The sequence below is a fragment of the Pseudoalteromonas sp. ABE4_541 genome, assembly GCF_056312285.1.
In genome coordinates, this window is sequence record NZ_JBSVEM010000006.1 from 47,187 (window position 1) to 63,073 (window position 15,887).

General features: G+C 42.4%; 9 protein-coding genes. 4 read left to right on the forward strand and 5 right to left on the reverse strand.

Annotated features, from left to right (window positions below):
* Nucleotides 1-11 precede the first annotated feature (11 nt).
* The 4 genes from ACW689_RS07615 to ACW689_RS07630 form a co-directional block, all read right to left on the reverse strand.
* Nucleotides 12-644: an anthranilate synthase component II gene (locus ACW689_RS07615; RefSeq protein WP_476289972.1), complete on the reverse strand. Its 633-nt coding sequence runs from the start codon at nt 642-644 to the stop codon at nt 12-14.
* Nucleotides 641-2,059, reverse strand: a complete 1,419-nt coding sequence (locus ACW689_RS07620) for an anthranilate synthase component I family protein (protein WP_476289974.1) — start codon at nt 2,057-2,059, stop codon at nt 641-643. The genes ACW689_RS07615 and ACW689_RS07620 overlap by 4 nt, the downstream gene beginning before the upstream one ends.
* Nucleotides 2,059-3,555, reverse strand: coding sequence for an AMP-binding protein (locus ACW689_RS07625; protein ID WP_476289976.1), 1,497 nt, complete (start codon nt 3,553-3,555; stop codon nt 2,059-2,061). Before ACW689_RS07625 ends, ACW689_RS07620 begins: the two co-directional genes overlap by 1 nt.
* Nucleotides 3,556-4,131: 576 nt before the next feature.
* On the reverse strand, nt 4,132-6,498 hold the full coding sequence (locus ACW689_RS07630) for a winged helix-turn-helix domain-containing protein (protein WP_476289978.1): 2,367 nt from the start codon (nt 6,496-6,498) through the stop codon (nt 4,132-4,134).
* A 195-nt stretch (nt 6,499-6,693) separates the two neighbouring features.
* Between ACW689_RS07630 and mnmE the strand changes: the two genes are divergently transcribed.
* Together mnmE and ACW689_RS07640 are read left to right on the forward strand one after the other, a co-directional pair.
* On the forward strand, nt 6,694-8,058 hold the full coding sequence (gene mnmE, locus ACW689_RS07635) for a tRNA uridine-5-carboxymethylaminomethyl(34) synthesis GTPase MnmE (RefSeq protein ID WP_476290273.1): 1,365 nt from the start codon (nt 6,694-6,696) through the stop codon (nt 8,056-8,058).
* A 110-nt stretch (nt 8,059-8,168) separates the two neighbouring features.
* Nucleotides 8,169-11,723 (forward strand): COR domain-containing protein, encoded by a 3,555-nt coding sequence (locus ACW689_RS07640; RefSeq protein WP_476289980.1) that lies wholly within the window; start codon nt 8,169-8,171, stop codon nt 11,721-11,723.
* 58 nt (nt 11,724-11,781) lie between these two features.
* Here ACW689_RS07640 and ACW689_RS07645 read toward each other — a convergent pair whose 3' ends face one another.
* Entirely contained in the window at nt 11,782-12,549 is a 768-nt protein-coding gene (locus ACW689_RS07645; RefSeq protein ID WP_476289982.1) for an EAL domain-containing protein, read from the reverse strand.
* 572 nt (nt 12,550-13,121) lie between these two features.
* Here ACW689_RS07645 and mioC point away from each other — a divergent pair.
* The gene (gene mioC, locus ACW689_RS07650; protein WP_476289984.1) at nt 13,122-13,562 is read left to right on the forward strand and encodes an FMN-binding protein MioC; all 441 of its coding nucleotides are present in this window, start codon (nt 13,122-13,124) and stop codon (nt 13,560-13,562) included.
* A 428-nt stretch (nt 13,563-13,990) separates the two neighbouring features.
* On the forward strand, nt 13,991-15,880 hold the full coding sequence (gene mnmG, locus ACW689_RS07655) for a tRNA uridine-5-carboxymethylaminomethyl(34) synthesis enzyme MnmG (RefSeq protein WP_476289986.1): 1,890 nt from the start codon (nt 13,991-13,993) through the stop codon (nt 15,878-15,880).
* Nucleotides 15,881-15,887 lie beyond the last annotated feature (7 nt).

Genomic DNA, 15,887 nt, shown 5'->3' on the forward strand with positions numbered 1-15,887 from the left:
TTCCTATGGATTTATGCAGCAGCAATAGTGCGAGATAGCTTGCTCAATTTGCTTAGGCCCGTTTCTGTTAACCAGTTTTTCAGCATGGCTTGACCTCCCTCTGACGCGATAGACTCAGGATGAAATTGCACACCATAGATAGGTAACGTTTTGTGCTTTAGGGCCATGACCTGACTCGTGCCGACTTCATCGACAGACTCATGGGAAGTCATTGCCGTGACTTCTAAAGAAGGCGGTAAAGGCCACGCCAAACTCAAACTGTGGTAGCGCGTTACACGTAAAGGGGATGGCAAACCTATAAATAACCCCGTGCTGTCATGCACAATCGCAGAGCACTTTCCGTGTACCGGTTTATCAGCATGCCCGACTTTGGCGCCAAACACATATCCAATAGATTGATGACCAAGACAAACCCCTAAGATAGGGATCAACCCAGAAAAGTAGCGGATCGCCTCACAAGAGATCCCCGCTTGTTCAGGTCCAAAAGGACCGGGGGATACAATCAAGCCGTCAGGTCGTAAAGCTATTAGGTCGTCAATATTGACTTCATCATTACGTACGACTTTCACCTCGTGACCCAACTCTGCAACATAGTGAACTAGGTTGTAAGTAAAAGAATCATAGTTATCGATCATGAGTATCATGCTGATTTTTCCTTATCATTTTCAATTTCTTCAATACCCAGAGCCACTAACATGGCACGACTCTTATTCAGCGTTTCTTGCCATTCATTGGCTGCAACCGAATCAGCCACTACGCCCGCCCCAGCTTGAATGTGTAAACATCCATCTTTAATGAGCGCCGACCGTATCACGATGGCTAAGTCCACGTTTTGCCCAGATAGAACTCCAACGCCTCCGCCATACAAGCCTCTGCGAACCGTTTCGTATTGATCGATCAGTTGCATAGCGCGAATTTTTGGTGCACCACTTAAGGTGCCTGCGGGCAATGTCGCGCGGATCAAATCCAACACCGTGGTTTGCTCTAGCTGCTCGGCACGAACTTCAGAGGTGATGTGCATGACATGAGAAAAATGCTCGACAGACATGACCTTAGGCACCGACACAGAAGCCAACTTGGCGACTTTGCCAACGTCATTTCTAGCCAAATCAATCAACATTAAATGTTCTGCACACTCTTTTTCATCATTGAGTAATTCGGCTTCTAAGCGCTGGTTGGTTTGTTCACAGTCGGTTCTATGTCGTGTACCAGCCATAGGGAACGAAACGATACGTCCTTCATGAGAACGGATCAGCGTCTCGGGCGAAGCACCAAAAATACAACTGTCGTCCATTCGCACATAGAACGAATACGGAGACGGGCTGGCGCTACGTAGCTTGGTAAAGAACTCGATCCCCTCACCACTGACATCCAAACACATGCGCTGCGACAGCACAGCCTGCATAATTTCGCCATCCGTAATATGCTGTTTAAGTGCTTCAACCGCCTGCATAAAACTTTGTTTATTAAACTGATAACGAACACTTCCATGCGTGTGATCCTCAGCCCAATCAAACCCGTTTTCGCTAAGTGCTAGATTTATTGACTGCCCTTGCTCTGCGTAAGCAACGAGCCACATACGCCCTTGCTGGTGATCCATGACCAATAATTGTTTGGGCAACATCAGTGCAATATCAGCGGAATCAGTCAAGTCTTGGTTATTTGGAAAAGGCAATTTATGCGGTTCAAAATAGCGTACGCTTTCATAACCCCAAAAACCGAACCAGCCACCAGCAAAACAGGGGAGTTGATCAGGTGTATTAATATTAAACTCGCTAATAATACGTTCGATCTCAGGCCAAACTTGCGCACTACTTGCTACAGGGTAATGTCCTTCTTCACCCTGCTTTTCGAGCTGTATCACATTATTTTTGACTCGAATGCTGGCAAGTGTGGATAGCCCTAGCACCGAAAAGCGCGGGGGCATGGTTTTCTTCCCAGCGTTATTGTATTCAAATATGAAAGACTGTTTTGGGTCAGCATGGCGCTTATATAGCTCAACCACCTGCTCTATTTGATAGGGCAGCTCACATATCTTATGAGAATAATGACTCTGCATTACGCCACCTCTTGAGCAGTATTGTGAAGCATCTTCCGAATGACCTTACCATTGTCATTGCGTGGCAATGCGTTGATGGTATTGATCATGATAGGTCGTTGATAGCTAGATAAATTGCTGTTACACCAAGCTATTACAGTTGATTCAAGTTCGTTAGAAGCCGGTGTGTGAGCAACAACATAAAGCGCGGCTTTTGTGAGCCCATGCTCATCTTCACACGGCACCAAAGCCAGCTCAGTTATGTCGCTAAACTCGCTGAGTATTCGCGCTTCAATGTCATTGGGCACAACCCACCGACCATTCACTTTGAATAAATCATCTGCGCGACCTTTAAAGTGGATCAATCCTTGTTCATCACGAAGTGCGAGATCACCACTGTTATACCAACCATCCTGAAACTTAGCCTGCGTTGCCTTTGGGTTTCGCCAATAGCCTTGTGATAAGCTTGGTCCTTTCACCCACATAATGCCTGACTCGCCATCCGCTAGCGCATTGCCTTGTTTATCTCGGATCTCTATTTGATACTGTTGCAGTGGCTTACCCAGTGTTCCCGCTGATGCGCTCTCCTGAGTGTGGCTGCAAAAAATATGACACAACTCAGTAGAGCCCAAGCCGTCCAAAATCGTGGTGTTATAGTCGTGCTGCCACTGTGCAAATAGTTTTTTGGGTAGTGGCGCGCCAGCTGACACCGCACTTCTGACACTGATAAAGGCATTGTGTGTTCGACTATCATGCAATAGCGCTTGATACATCGCCGGTACACCACAAAATATCGTAGGTCGATATTGCTCTAAATTCGCCAATACCCTGTCTTTACTCGGCCAATCACTATCCAGTACCACACTGGCACCACATGCCAATGGAAAGAACAAACTATTACCAAGGCCATAACCAAAAAATGACTTAGCGAGGGAATAAAAGCGATCTTCGCTACCCGCATGCAAAATATCTTGCGCGTAATAACGCACGCTATTGAGTGCATTGTTACTGCTGTGCATCACGCCTTTGGGATCACCAGTTGTACCCGACGTGTATTGCATAAATGCCACGTCATCGGCTTGTTTTAAATAAAAGTTATTCCAACCTGCATCGCCATAATTCAGCATCTGTTGAAGCGTAAACGACTGTGCCACTACACCATTGTGATAGCGCTCAAATTGCACCGTATGACTATGCTCACTTACAACAAGTGACGCCTGACTGTCTTCAATAATAAAGTTCAAACTGTCTTGAGATAGTTTGGGGTTGACCACAATTGGAATGGCACCCATCGCAATACAGGCCAAAAAACAAGTATGTAAAGTGGCCCCGTCATTCAAGGCGATTACGACGCGCTCATTCGCTTTAATATCGGTGTGCTGTATAGCACTTGCTAATAAACAAACCTGCTCAAGCAGTGCTTGATAAGTTAATGTGCCCTGCTGCGTACAGATCGCTTCTTTTTGTTTGTCGCACGCATTCACGAGCCACTTAACAACTAAGTTTTCAAAGCTCATTTCTGTGCCTCCACTTGCTAAAACAAATGGCACAGACAAAATTAGTTACCGTGCAAATCATTCCTTTTGCCCCTTTTTGTTGTCGTAAAGAACTACTGCGTAAAGCTTAATAGTGTGCGTTGCCCTTCCACTCATATTTTGAGTTTTTAGACCCTCATCCCAGGCAATTTTGCGCAGACAAGACCCTATAACTAAAATGGTTTTTTTAGCGACACAAAAAGAGTAAAACCTAAGTGAAATTTAAATTTTGGATATAAAGACAAGATAAAATTAAGGTTAACTATATGAATATTTTCATTAAATTATAATGTTGAAAAATTAACCGTTGCAGTAGCTATGACAAATATTTTGCCAGCATGGTTATATAAAAGTCTGATAGTTATAAACAGTTTCACAATAATAGTGGGCTAACCATCAAATATTGATCATCATCACGTTTGTTGAGTGCAATGCGTCAATCCCTTTACTTTAGAACAAATCGAAAGTTGAGCCGAGTTCGTTAAGACTGCGGTAAACCTGATACCACAAACAAAAAAGGCCCTGAATGGGCCTTTAAAATGGTGCAAGGTGTATGACTTATTTCAAGCCAGACTGTAAGTTCCATTCCGATTCACAGTACACGGAGTACGGTTTTTGTAGTGTATTCAACCATTTAACAGATTGGATGGGTTGTTTTCCATCGAGTAGCTGAGTGAGGATAGATTCATCTTCCTTTCGCCAGTATGAACCAAAATGCTGCTTCGTCTTCTTCAACTGCGCTATCGCATTGTTGATATCATTAGCTCTGAAGTAGGCAAAAGCCGCGTAATCATAAATGAGTTTTTTATTAAACTGCTTGGATTCCGATAATGCGATAGCTTGGCTGTCATTGCCTAATTGTAAGTGCGCATAAATCAAAGAGTAAACTGCGTAGCTCTGTGAGTCTGTCATTTTTAATTCACCATACAGGCGATTTGCATGGCCAAGTGTCTCAAGTGCCTGTGGATGTTGTTGCAAGGCAAGTTGGCTCCAACCTTTCAAAAGATACGCATCCGCTTCAAGATTTGCAAAATCGTCGACGCCAGATAACTGGGTTAATAGCTGTGTAAATGCCTGTTTGGCACTTTCCAATAGCTGTGCGTCTTTAGTCGCAATACCCGCATCCATTTTTGCCATCGCTAGCAGCAGGGTGTTGTAATAACGCAATGGCACCATATCAAGTTCATGTTTTAAAACATCTGCGGCATGATTAATATACTGTAGCGCTTTATGCCCCTCATGAAGTTGAATAAAGTAAAAGCCAAGGTAATTGGCTATCTTAATTTGATAAACCACTTCTTGTTGCTCTACAGCCAAATCTAGCGCACTAATCAGCGCATTCAGTCTTTCATCTAAGGGCGCTAAAAAGTTTTGTCCTAATGCAAAATAGGTTTTCATGAGCAGGCTTAAATTACCGTTCTCTTTGTAAAAACGCACCGATTTATGAAGACTGTCTAAGCTTGCTTGCAAATCAATAGGTTGATCTTTATCAGGCCTCGCAGCTGGTGGGTTACCAATATAATACAAACGCTGCGCTTCAGATTCGGTCATATCATGCATATCAAATAACCGCTTTGCCTGCAGTGAAAAATGTTCTGAGCGACTTTTATCATGCTGTAACCACGCAATGGCAGAGAGTTTGTTGTAGATTTTTGATCTCAATACATCATTATCAATTTCATCAACTCCCATAAGCGCCTGCTCTAATAAGCTATTAGCGGTTTTATAATCCCCTTGAGCAAGCTTGAGCTCCCCCCAATATTCAAGCATTCTCGCTTTGAGCATTGAGTTTTCAGCCAATTGTGGATCATCGTTTAAGTGATTAAAAATCTCACTCGCTTGCGCCAGTCTGCCGGTGTGCCAATAAGTTCTTGCCAGCTCAACTTGAGAATGTAGATTATTTGGGTCATGAAGTACCGAGGCTTCAAAGTAACGCATCGCAAGTCCAACGCCTCGCGTTTCTAATGCGTACAAGCCTTCAAGGTAATCCTTAGTAGAAAAGTCGTTCGCCGACACATGATAGGTACTCACCATGCCATTTTTTCCGATCACCTGCTTGGCTAACGTTGCAGCTAAGTCGGCCAAGGGGCTGGTTAGATCATCACTATAAATCACCCCTTTTTTGGCCTTACCTTCTTTACTCGATAAGGTGTAATGAAACACAAATAAGCCATTTTCTTGCGACACACTCGCTTCTAACCAGCGGTCTGCACGCCCCTGTTGCACCAGTGCTTCCAGCGTTTGTGCCATATTGCTATGTGCTTCATGCTCTTGCGAAAACAAGTGATAAGCGCTCTTATCAGGGATAATGGTAAAGACGCCAGAATCTTTTAAATTCTGGATCAACAAATGGCGTAAGCCATAGTTCAACCAATCGAACTCCGTTTCACCAGTTAAGTTTTTAAAAGGTGCAATTAACAAACGTTCATTATGATTTTTTTCATATTTCGAATGCGAGATAAAACTATTTTTTGATACCAGAAAAGTCACAGTCCCACTGACTAAAATCAACATCAGCGCAGTCATAACGATAAACAAAGGCTTTTTGTACCAAGTTGGTACTGTGTGTGTTTTTGCTACCTTCTCAACAACAGCCTGCTCGTTAGTATTGCCATGATGCAATTGCGGCTCACAGATCCACACATACCCTCTTTGCGGATAAGTTTTGATAAATATAGGATTTTGTACATTGTCGTTTAACTGTTTGCGTAGCTCCCTAATGCTCTGGGTTAAAGAACTTTCTCGGTACTCTCCATTGATCCACAAAGCCGACAGCAGTTCTTCACGGGTGATCACCCGTCCCGCATTTTGCAAAAAATACTCTAATAGCTGCGCTAACTTAGGTCTTAGTTGAATTTCTTGTTCTGCTTGGTATAACACCCCCAACTCAGGGTCAAACCTGTAACTATCAAAAATGTACGCCATATATTCCTTCACAACTTCCGTCAATGTAATAAATTACTACATTCGTACTAAAGTAAACCAACCGTATTGTATTATGCTCATCAGCTTATAGTCCAATAAATGAGAAAAAAGCATGATAAACCCACTATCATAGCTGCGCAGTCCACTTTAAGATACAATTGAGCATTATGTAACGCTCTATTGATATTCAGCATGATCACAAATCAAGATACTATTGTTGCCCAAGCCACTGCACCAGGACGAGGTGGTGTTGGTATTATTCGAGTTTCCGGTCCTCTTGCAAGTCAAGTTGCAAAAACCATCATTGGTAAGACACCAAAAGTTCGCTACGCCGAATATGTACCATTTAATAATCTTGCTGGTGAGCAGTTAGATCAAGGTATTGCATTATATTTTAAAAATCCGCATTCATTTACCGGTGAAGATGTCCTTGAGTTACAAGGTCATGGTGGTCCAATCGTCATCGACATGCTGCTTAAAGAAATTTGCCAAATTGATGGCGTGAGACTTGCCCAACCAGGTGAGTTTTCAGAGCGTGCCTTTATGAACGACAAAATGGATCTAACTCAAGCGGAAGCGATTGCCGATCTGATCAATGCCACCAGCGAACAGGCTGCCAAAAGCGCCCTGCACTCGTTGCAAGGTGACTTTTCAAAGCACATCAATACACTGGTTGAGAAAGTGATCCACCTGCGCATGTATGTAGAAGCAGCAATTGACTTTCCCGATGAAGAAATTGATTTTTTATCCGATGGCAAAGTCAGTGGCGACCTTAACACCATTATTGAACAACTCGATAATGTCCGTCAGCAAGCCAAACAAGGCAGCATCATGCGTGAAGGCATGCGCGTTGTGATTGCGGGTCGTCCAAATGCGGGCAAATCAAGCTTGTTAAACGCCTTAGCAGGGCGAGAAGCCGCTATTGTTACCGATATTGCCGGCACAACCCGAGATGTACTGCGCGAACATATCCATATTGATGGTATGCCACTGCATATTATCGATACCGCAGGCCTGCGCGAAAGCCCAGATAAAGTCGAGCAAATTGGCATTGAGCGAGCATGGGATGAAATTCGCCAAGCCGATCATGTATTGTTTATGGTCGATGGCACCGACACCCAAGAAACCGATCCAACCCAAATCTGGCCTGAATTTATGCAGCAATTACCAAGTGGCATGGCCGTGACTGTGGTACGCAATAAAATTGATCTCTCGGCCGAAGAATCTGGCATGTGCCAACAAGGTGACTACCCAGTACTGCGTTTAAGTGCCAAAAACACCCAAGGGGTTGACCTGTTACGCGATCACTTAAAAGCCTGCATTGGCTATCAAGGTGCCACCGAGGGCGGCTTTATGGCCCGTCGTCGTCACTTGGATGCACTAGAGCGTGCCGCGGAGCACTTAGATATAGGTAAAACCCAGTTAGAAATGCATGTTGCCGGAGAAATTCTGGCAGAAGAGCTACGCCTCACTCAACAATACCTCAACGAGATCACCGGCGAATTTACCTCCGATGACCTACTTGGCAAAATCTTTAGTTCGTTCTGTATTGGTAAATAGCCTTTAAACACCATCACAGCAAAGCGTTATGATGCGCTTTGCTGTAACAACTTATTTACCTCTCACTATCTCCTTGATACTCTTGTGATTAAAAAAGTACCAAGGACACCATGGCACATTATCAAAACCCCGCCGCATGGCAAATTGCACTTGAGCGTATTCAAGCAGCCTATGACACTGGCAGTGACACACTCGATTTATCCAATTTAAGATTGCGTAGTATTCCTGAGGAAATTAGCTGTTTAGCTGGGCAGTTAAAAAAGCTTGATATTAGCAGTTGCTCTGGGTTATTTGATATTACACATATCGCTGATTTAACTGAACTGGCTGAACTTTCCCTAAAAAGAAATGATAAGTTATCTGATTTATCTCCTTTGCGATCTTTACTGCGATTAAAAACGCTTGATTTAAGCTGGAGTAACGCACTATGTGATATATCCATACTTAGTAATCTCTTTCAATTACAAAAACTTAATTTAAGCTGGTGTTCTAAATTAAGAAACCTATCTGGGCTTGATAACCTGACTCAATTACAACAACTTGACTTGAGCGGATGTTATGAATTAAACAACCTGTCAGAGCTTGATAATCTGACTCAATTACAGCAACTTGATTTAGGCTGGTGTAGCGCACAGAGTGATCTATCCCTGCTTAATAACCTGACTCAATTAAAAAAACTTGATTTGAGCGGTTGTGATGGGCTAAACGACCTATCTTCACTCAACAACTTGACTCAATTACAGCAACTTGATTTAAGCGGGTGTCGCGCACTAGGCAACCTATTTCCACTTAATAACTTGACTCAATTACAACAGCTAAATTTAAGCGGGTGTCGCGCACTAGGCAACCTATTTCCACTTAATAACTTGACTCAATTACAACAGCTAAATTTAAGCGGGTGCGATGCGCTGAGCGACCTATCCGTCCTCAATAACCTGACTCAATTACAGCAACTTGACTTGAGCGGGAGCGTTACGTTAGATGACCTATCGTCCCTGAATAACCTAACCCAATTACAACAACTTGGTTTGAACGGGTGTGATGCGTTAAACGACCTATCCGTCCTTGATAACCTGACTCATTTAAAACAACTTTATTTAAACGATTGTAGTACACTTAGCGACCTATCAGTCGTTAATAACCTAACTCAATTACAACAACTTAGTTTAATACAATGTGATGCACTGAGTGACCTATCAGTCCTCAATAACCTAACTCAATTGCAACAACTTAATTTATTCATATGTAATGCACTAAGCGATCTATCCCCCCTCAATAACTTAACACAATTACAACAGCTTATTTTAATCAAAAGTGATGCACTGAGTAACCTATCAGTCCTCAATAACCTGACTCAATTACAACAATTGGATATAAGCTGGTGTGATGCACTGAATGATCTATCCGAGCTTAATAATCTCAATCAATTACAACAGCTTGATTTAAACGGATGTGATGGGCTTAAGCATCTACCTAAATTTGCAAAAATGCCTCACTTACAAACAATTGACTTGAGCCATTGCAAAAGCTTGTCCCCGTTGTCGCAGAGTGACTTTTTAACACTCATATCTGAACTCCCGTTCCTCAATAACTTTAGAACCCATTCAAGCAACTTGAAAATAACAGGTGTACCTGAAGAGCTAACCAAAGATATTCGTGATTTGCTGGCCCTTGAGGACTATTACTTTGCCTTACAACAATCGGGCGAAGTCACCGTTAATCAACAAAAGCTGATGATTTTAGGTAATGGCCGTATTGGTAAAACCCAACTAACGCGCAGGCTTCAAGGGCTCTCATTTGATGACACGATCCCAAGCACCCACGCATTATTTTTAGATGATCGGGCCGTGTATTGCTTGCTTTGGCACCCGGATTTTGAAAATGAGAAAGTCTTTGCTGAACAAGAATCCGGTATACCGATGAAAAACCATTTACTCAGTTACTGGTTGGCCTACATCGACTCCATTGCGGGTGAAAAAGCCCCGGTGATTGTATGCCAAAGCCAATGTGATAGCTCATCTGAAGTGCAACAAGCCCCTATTCCAGCACATAATTTTAATTGGCTACAATCAGTGCAGATCAGCGCCAAAAACAACGATCTTAAACGTTTTCAGCCACTGCTTGATTGGGCTTTTGAGTATCAAGCAGAGCGTATTGGCGAAATTAAATTACCCAAATGCTGGTGGGCAGTGGCTCAGAAGTTACTTGAACAAAAAAAACAACAGCAAAAGGTGGTCGAAAAAGACGCCTATCTTACACTTTGTGCGCAGCATCAAGTCAGTGCCCCTGACAGTTTGCTCATTTATTTACACCGTTGTGGCTTGGTATTTTACAAAGCGGGGTTATTTAACGACCAACTAATTTTAGATCAAGCTTGGGCACTACAAGGGGTATATAGCCTACTTGAGCGTGGCACAACACTGCCAGTATTACAAAAACAACACGGGCAATTCTCTCAAACGTTACTGGCTGAGCTGCTCTGGTCTGATTATCAATACAGTGATGATGAACAACAACTGTTTTTAACCATGATGCGCCAATGTGGGGTGTGCTTTAAAATCGCAGAAGACAGCTACATTGCGCCCGATTGTTTACCCGAACGGACGGATCAGGATATTCAGCAGCGTATTGCGCAGTTGCAGCGCGGTGCACAAGCCAAAATAGAAGTCGAACTCAACTATGCGTTTTTACACGAAGGCAGCCAACGCAGTATTTTAAGTGCCATTGGCGAACAGGCGGGAAAATATGCCACGTACTGGCGCTATGGCTGTTGTTATTATGATGACAAACACCGTACCGTCGTCTACTTGCAGTGCGAAGCCAATAATCAACTCAGTGAAGATGAACTGGCACATTACGGCCACCCCGGCCGAATACAGTTAAAACTCTACTGCGAACAAGCCCATGAGCTTGCTAAACATATCATTAACTCTATTTTACAAAGTCATCAGTTGGGTAAAGCGCCCAATGTTCATTGGCTAAAAGGACAACCCATGAATATAGAAGAGCAAGAACAAGAACAACACCAGCCATTTAGCAAACTGGGTGAAGCAAGGCCGGCCGAGCCGCTGCCCAAGGTGTATTTTTCTTATGCATGGGGCAGCGAAAGCGATAGGCACCAACAAGTATGTGATGAACTGTATGAATATGCGCAAGACTTCGCAAAGCCAGTGAGAGATCGAAACGCCACAAATACAGGTGATTCTATCCTTGCTTTTGAGCAACAAATTGGCCAAGCCCAGCTGGTGGTGGTGATCTTAAGTGATAAATACCTAAAGTCAGAGCATTGTATGCGTGAGTTAAATTACGTATATCAAAGCTCACTCAATAATGGCCAAAAATTTAATCAACGCATTTGCCCATTTATACTCGATAATGATGAGAACGACCCTAGGGATCAAGGTGTAAATATAGATACAATGAAAGGTCGGCTCGCCTACACAAAATACTGGAATACAGAGTTAACGGAGATTGAAAGTTTAATTAATGAGGTCGGGCATGAAGCAGCTGGCCAAGAAGCGGTTAGATACCAGCAAGAGATCCGCAGCTTTATGAATAATATTGCTACTATGCTCTCTTGGCTAAGCGATCAAATCGTCTCGCGCGATCCTGCCAATTACCAACAAACACTTAAGGATCTTATAACTCGTAAAGGTAAAGCGTGATCGTCACGCTTTGTTAGGTTTACGGTTTGATACTGTACACCTAACAAAGCACTGTTATTTATAATTTATCGAAATTCACCTCAGGCAATTGTTCTAATGCGGGCTTAGCAAAAAAATAGCCTTGCATCAGAGCCACGCCAGCCTGTTTCAACCATTTGTACTCTTCTATACATTCCACACCTTCCACCAGCGGTGTGATATTAAGATCGCGAAACAAACCCAAACAATGTTTAACAATGGCTTGGCGCACAGGATCTCGATGAATATTGCGGATCAAGGCCATATCCAACTTGCTGATATTGGTTTGAAAGTCAGCCAATAAACCGAGGCCTGAGTAACCTGCACCAAAGTCATCAATTGCCGTGGTAAACCCTAAAGATTGGTAATAATGCACGATGGATTTGATATGTTCACTGTCTTTCACTTTCTCAACTTCTGTGAATTCAAACATAATATGCTCCACAGGAAAGCCATACCGCTTCGCCGCCTCAATCGTTGTACGAATACAGCGTTCAGGTTTATAAATAGCATTAGGTAAAAAATTGATACTGAGTATACTTTGCAAGTTTAATGAAGCAGCCAATGAGATGGCCTTTACTCTACACAATTGATCAAACAAATAGCGATTTTCATCATTCACTTGCGAGATCACCGTAATAGCTGGCTCATCATTGATGCCACGAACAAGGGCTTCATAGCCAAAAATTTGTTGCTTAACGCAATTAATGATCGGCTGAAAAGCCATGGTGAAATCAAACTCGAGCTTTTTATCGTCCAAACAATTTGCACACGCCGAGCGCTTATACTCGATGGGTATCTCACTCATCCTGTTTCCTTTACATGTGATCTGTCTTTAAAGGCTAGCTGCCCTTCTTCAGTGATGCAATTTTGAATTAAAAGTAAGCATCGCATCGCTTAAAACTAGGCTCACTGGTTTTAAACCATCCATTCAGACTTATGTGTATGACAAGATCGACTGAACAATGCTGATCATTTCAACGTTTTTTAGATTATTTACTTATATGGATCTGCAATCTTAGATCTAAGCAGTTGCGATCAACCGATACCGATCTGCAGTTATACACATCAAGTCTATCCACATTAACAAAGCACAGGTTAATACGCCCTAGTGAGGTAAAATAGATCCATATCATCGCGATCAAAGTGGTCAATTAGATCGGGTTATCTAAAACTCGTTGCCAGCTTATCCACAAATAACCAACCTTTTTATTCTTTGGAATAATTTATTTGTGACATAAAAATCAATAACTTAAACTGTTAGAGCGTAAAAAAGCACAAAGTTATAGCAATATTTTTTATCCAAACCGTTTTATCGATACTTTACTTCTGTAGATAGCGCATTAATATGTCGCCTCTGATTTATCAATACCCAATGCCATGGAACACATAGAGATCATAGTTGGAAGCCAAATGGGCTCAGCGGAATATGTTGCAGATCAACTGCACGAAGCGCTGCAAGATCAAAGTTTTAGCGTACAAATACATGAGCAGCCTAACTACGACGATATGTCACAAGGTATCTGGCTGGTGGTCACTTCCACTTATGGCGCTGGTGACTATCCAGATAACCTTTTGCCTTTCATCACACAGTTAGAACAAGCTAGTTCATTAGATCAGCTCAATTTTACAGTGGTTGGTTTGGGTGACAAAAGTTACGATACGTACAACCACGCAGCAAAGAACTGCACGCAGTTACTGAAAAGTAAGGGCGCTAAGCAAATTTTGCCCAATTTAGAGCTGAATGTGCTTGATGAAGAATTACCTGAAGATAGTGCACTAGCGTGGCTTCCTCAGTTTATTTCAGCTATCAGGAAATAAGCTCATGTTCTTTTCAATAAGTTATTCACAATTTATGTGATAATTAGATCGATATGTGGATAACACTTGATCCAAAGGCGGATCTAACAGAAGTTATCCATGGGATAAATTTCTTTGGATCTAGAGCTGTGTATAAATAAGCGTTTTGATCAGAGCTTTTACGCCTGTAGATCCGATCTAATTCACACTTATTGATCCGATCTATTTCGCTGTTTTATATGATCAAAATAAGCTTATTCACAGATAAGGCTGTTACTAGTAATAAGATCTAATAAAAGATCTTTAAAAAGATCCTTATATATATTTAGTGATCGAACTAACCCCTTTTATGGGTTGTTTAATATTTAAACATTTCCCTTTAGAGTATTTCTAGGTAGAATACGCTCCCTTTCAAAATTTGCTGGTTGTTTTTAAGTAGGATCCCGTAAATGATTTATCATGAACATTTTGACGTTATCGTAGTAGGTGGTGGACACGCAGGTACAGAAGCAGCGCTTGCTTCGGCTCGTATGGGCATGAATACCTTATTGTTAACCCATAATATGGATACTTTAGGTCAGATGTCATGTAATCCTGCTATAGGTGGTATTGGAAAAGGGCATCTGGTTAAAGAGATAGACGCATTAGGTGGCGCAATGGCTCAAGCCATTGATAAGGGCGGTATTCAATTTAGAACACTCAATTCTTCCAAAGGCCCTGCCGTAAGAGCAACACGTGCTCAGGCTGATCGTACGTTATATAAAGCGGCTATCCAAGATATCTTACAAAAACAAGAAAATTTAAAGATCTTCCAACAGTCTTGTGATGATCTGATTGTTGAACAAGATCAAGTAAAAGGCGTTGTTACTCAAATGGGGCTTCGTTTCAGTGCAAATTCCGTAGTACTGACTGTAGGCACCTTTCTTGGCGGTCAGATCCATATTGGTATGGAAAATTTCAAAGGCGGTCGCGCTGGCGATCCTCCTTCTATTGCACTGGCAAAACGCTTACGCGAACTCCCATTTCGAGTGGACCGTTTAAAAACAGGTACACCTCCTCGTATTGATGCCCGTACAGTTGATTTTTCAGTGATGCAGGAACAGCCTGGTGACACTCCGACCCCTGTATTCTCGTTTATGGGTAAACAATCGGATCATCCTCAGCAGATCCCCTGTTATATCACCTATACCAATGAACAAACACATGATGTGATCCGTGAAAACTTACACCGCTCACCTATGTATGCAGGTGTGATTGAAGGGATAGGTCCTCGCTACTGTCCATCAATCGAAGATAAAATAGTTCGTTTTGCTGATAAAGAGAAACATCAGATTTTTGTGGAACCGGAAGGTTTAACATCATACGAATTATATCCAAATGGTATTTCAACCAGCTTGCCATTTGATGTGCAACTACAAATAGTGCGCTCAATCAAAGGCTTTGAAAATGCACATATTTGTCGCCCTGGTTATGCCATTGAATATGATTTCTTCGATCCGCGCGATCTCAAGCAGTCTTTAGAAACTAAGTTTATCAATGGTTTATTCTTTGCTGGACAAATTAACGGCACTACAGGCTATGAAGAAGCCGGTGCGCAAGGTCTAATTGCTGGTATGAACGCAGCACTACAAGTGCAAGGTAAAGATGCTTGGACACCACGTCGTGATCAAGCTTATACCGGCGTTTTGATTGATGACTTAGCAACATTGGGCACTAAAGAACCGTACCGTATGTTCACTAGCCGCGCAGAATACCGTTTGTTGTTGCGCGAAGATAATGCAGATCTACGCTTAACCGAAAAAGGCCGTGAACTAGGTTTAGTAGATGATACACGTTGGGCCGCTTACAATGATAAACTGGAAGTCATGGAGCAAGAATCTCAACGACTTAAGTCAACTTGGATCCATAAAGATCACCCTGCTTTGGCACAAGTAAATGAATTACTTAAAACACCGTTGACACGTGAAGCGAGTCTAGAGGATCTGATCCGACGTCCAGAGGTTAATTATCATGAGCTAATGAAAATTGAAGGCTTAGGATCTGAGTCAACGAATACTCAAGCATTAGAACAAGTTGAGATCCAAACTAAGTACGCAGGTTATATTGCTCGTCAGCAAGATGAGATCAACAAACAGCTTCGCCATGAAGAAACTGTATTACCTGCGGATTACGATTACGCTCAGGTAAGTGGTTTATCTAATGAAGTGGTGGCTAAGCTAAGCGATGCTCGTCCACAAACCATTGGCCAAGCTTCACGTATTTCTGGTATCACCCCAGCCGCTATTTCGCTATTATTAGTGTATCTGAAAAAGCAAGGGTTGCTACGCAAGTCAGCGTAGCAACATA

What these genes read in the sequence shown, in the direction of transcription:
- ACW689_RS07630 (WP_476289978.1), bottom strand. Translation starts at nt 6,498, where the DNA reads ATGGCGTACATTTTTGATAGTTACAGGTTTGACCCTGAGTTGGGGGTG.
- ACW689_RS07645 (WP_476289982.1), bottom strand. Translation starts at nt 12,549, where the DNA reads ATGAGTGAGATACCCATCGAGTATAAGCGCTCGGCGTGTGCAAATTGT.
- ACW689_RS07625 (WP_476289976.1), bottom strand. Translation starts at nt 3,555, where the DNA reads ATGAGCTTTGAAAACTTAGTTGTTAAGTGGCTCGTGAATGCGTGCGAC.
- mioC (WP_476289984.1), top strand. Translation starts at nt 13,122, where the DNA reads ATGGAACACATAGAGATCATAGTTGGAAGCCAAATGGGCTCAGCGGAA.
- ACW689_RS07640 (WP_476289980.1), top strand. Translation starts at nt 8,169, where the DNA reads ATGGCACATTATCAAAACCCCGCCGCATGGCAAATTGCACTTGAGCGT.
- ACW689_RS07615 (WP_476289972.1), bottom strand. Translation starts at nt 644, where the DNA reads ATGATACTCATGATCGATAACTATGATTCTTTTACTTACAACCTAGTT.
- ACW689_RS07620 (WP_476289974.1), bottom strand. Translation starts at nt 2,059, where the DNA reads ATGCAGAGTCATTATTCTCATAAGATATGTGAGCTGCCCTATCAAATA.
- mnmG (WP_476289986.1), top strand. Translation starts at nt 13,991, where the DNA reads ATGATTTATCATGAACATTTTGACGTTATCGTAGTAGGTGGTGGACAC.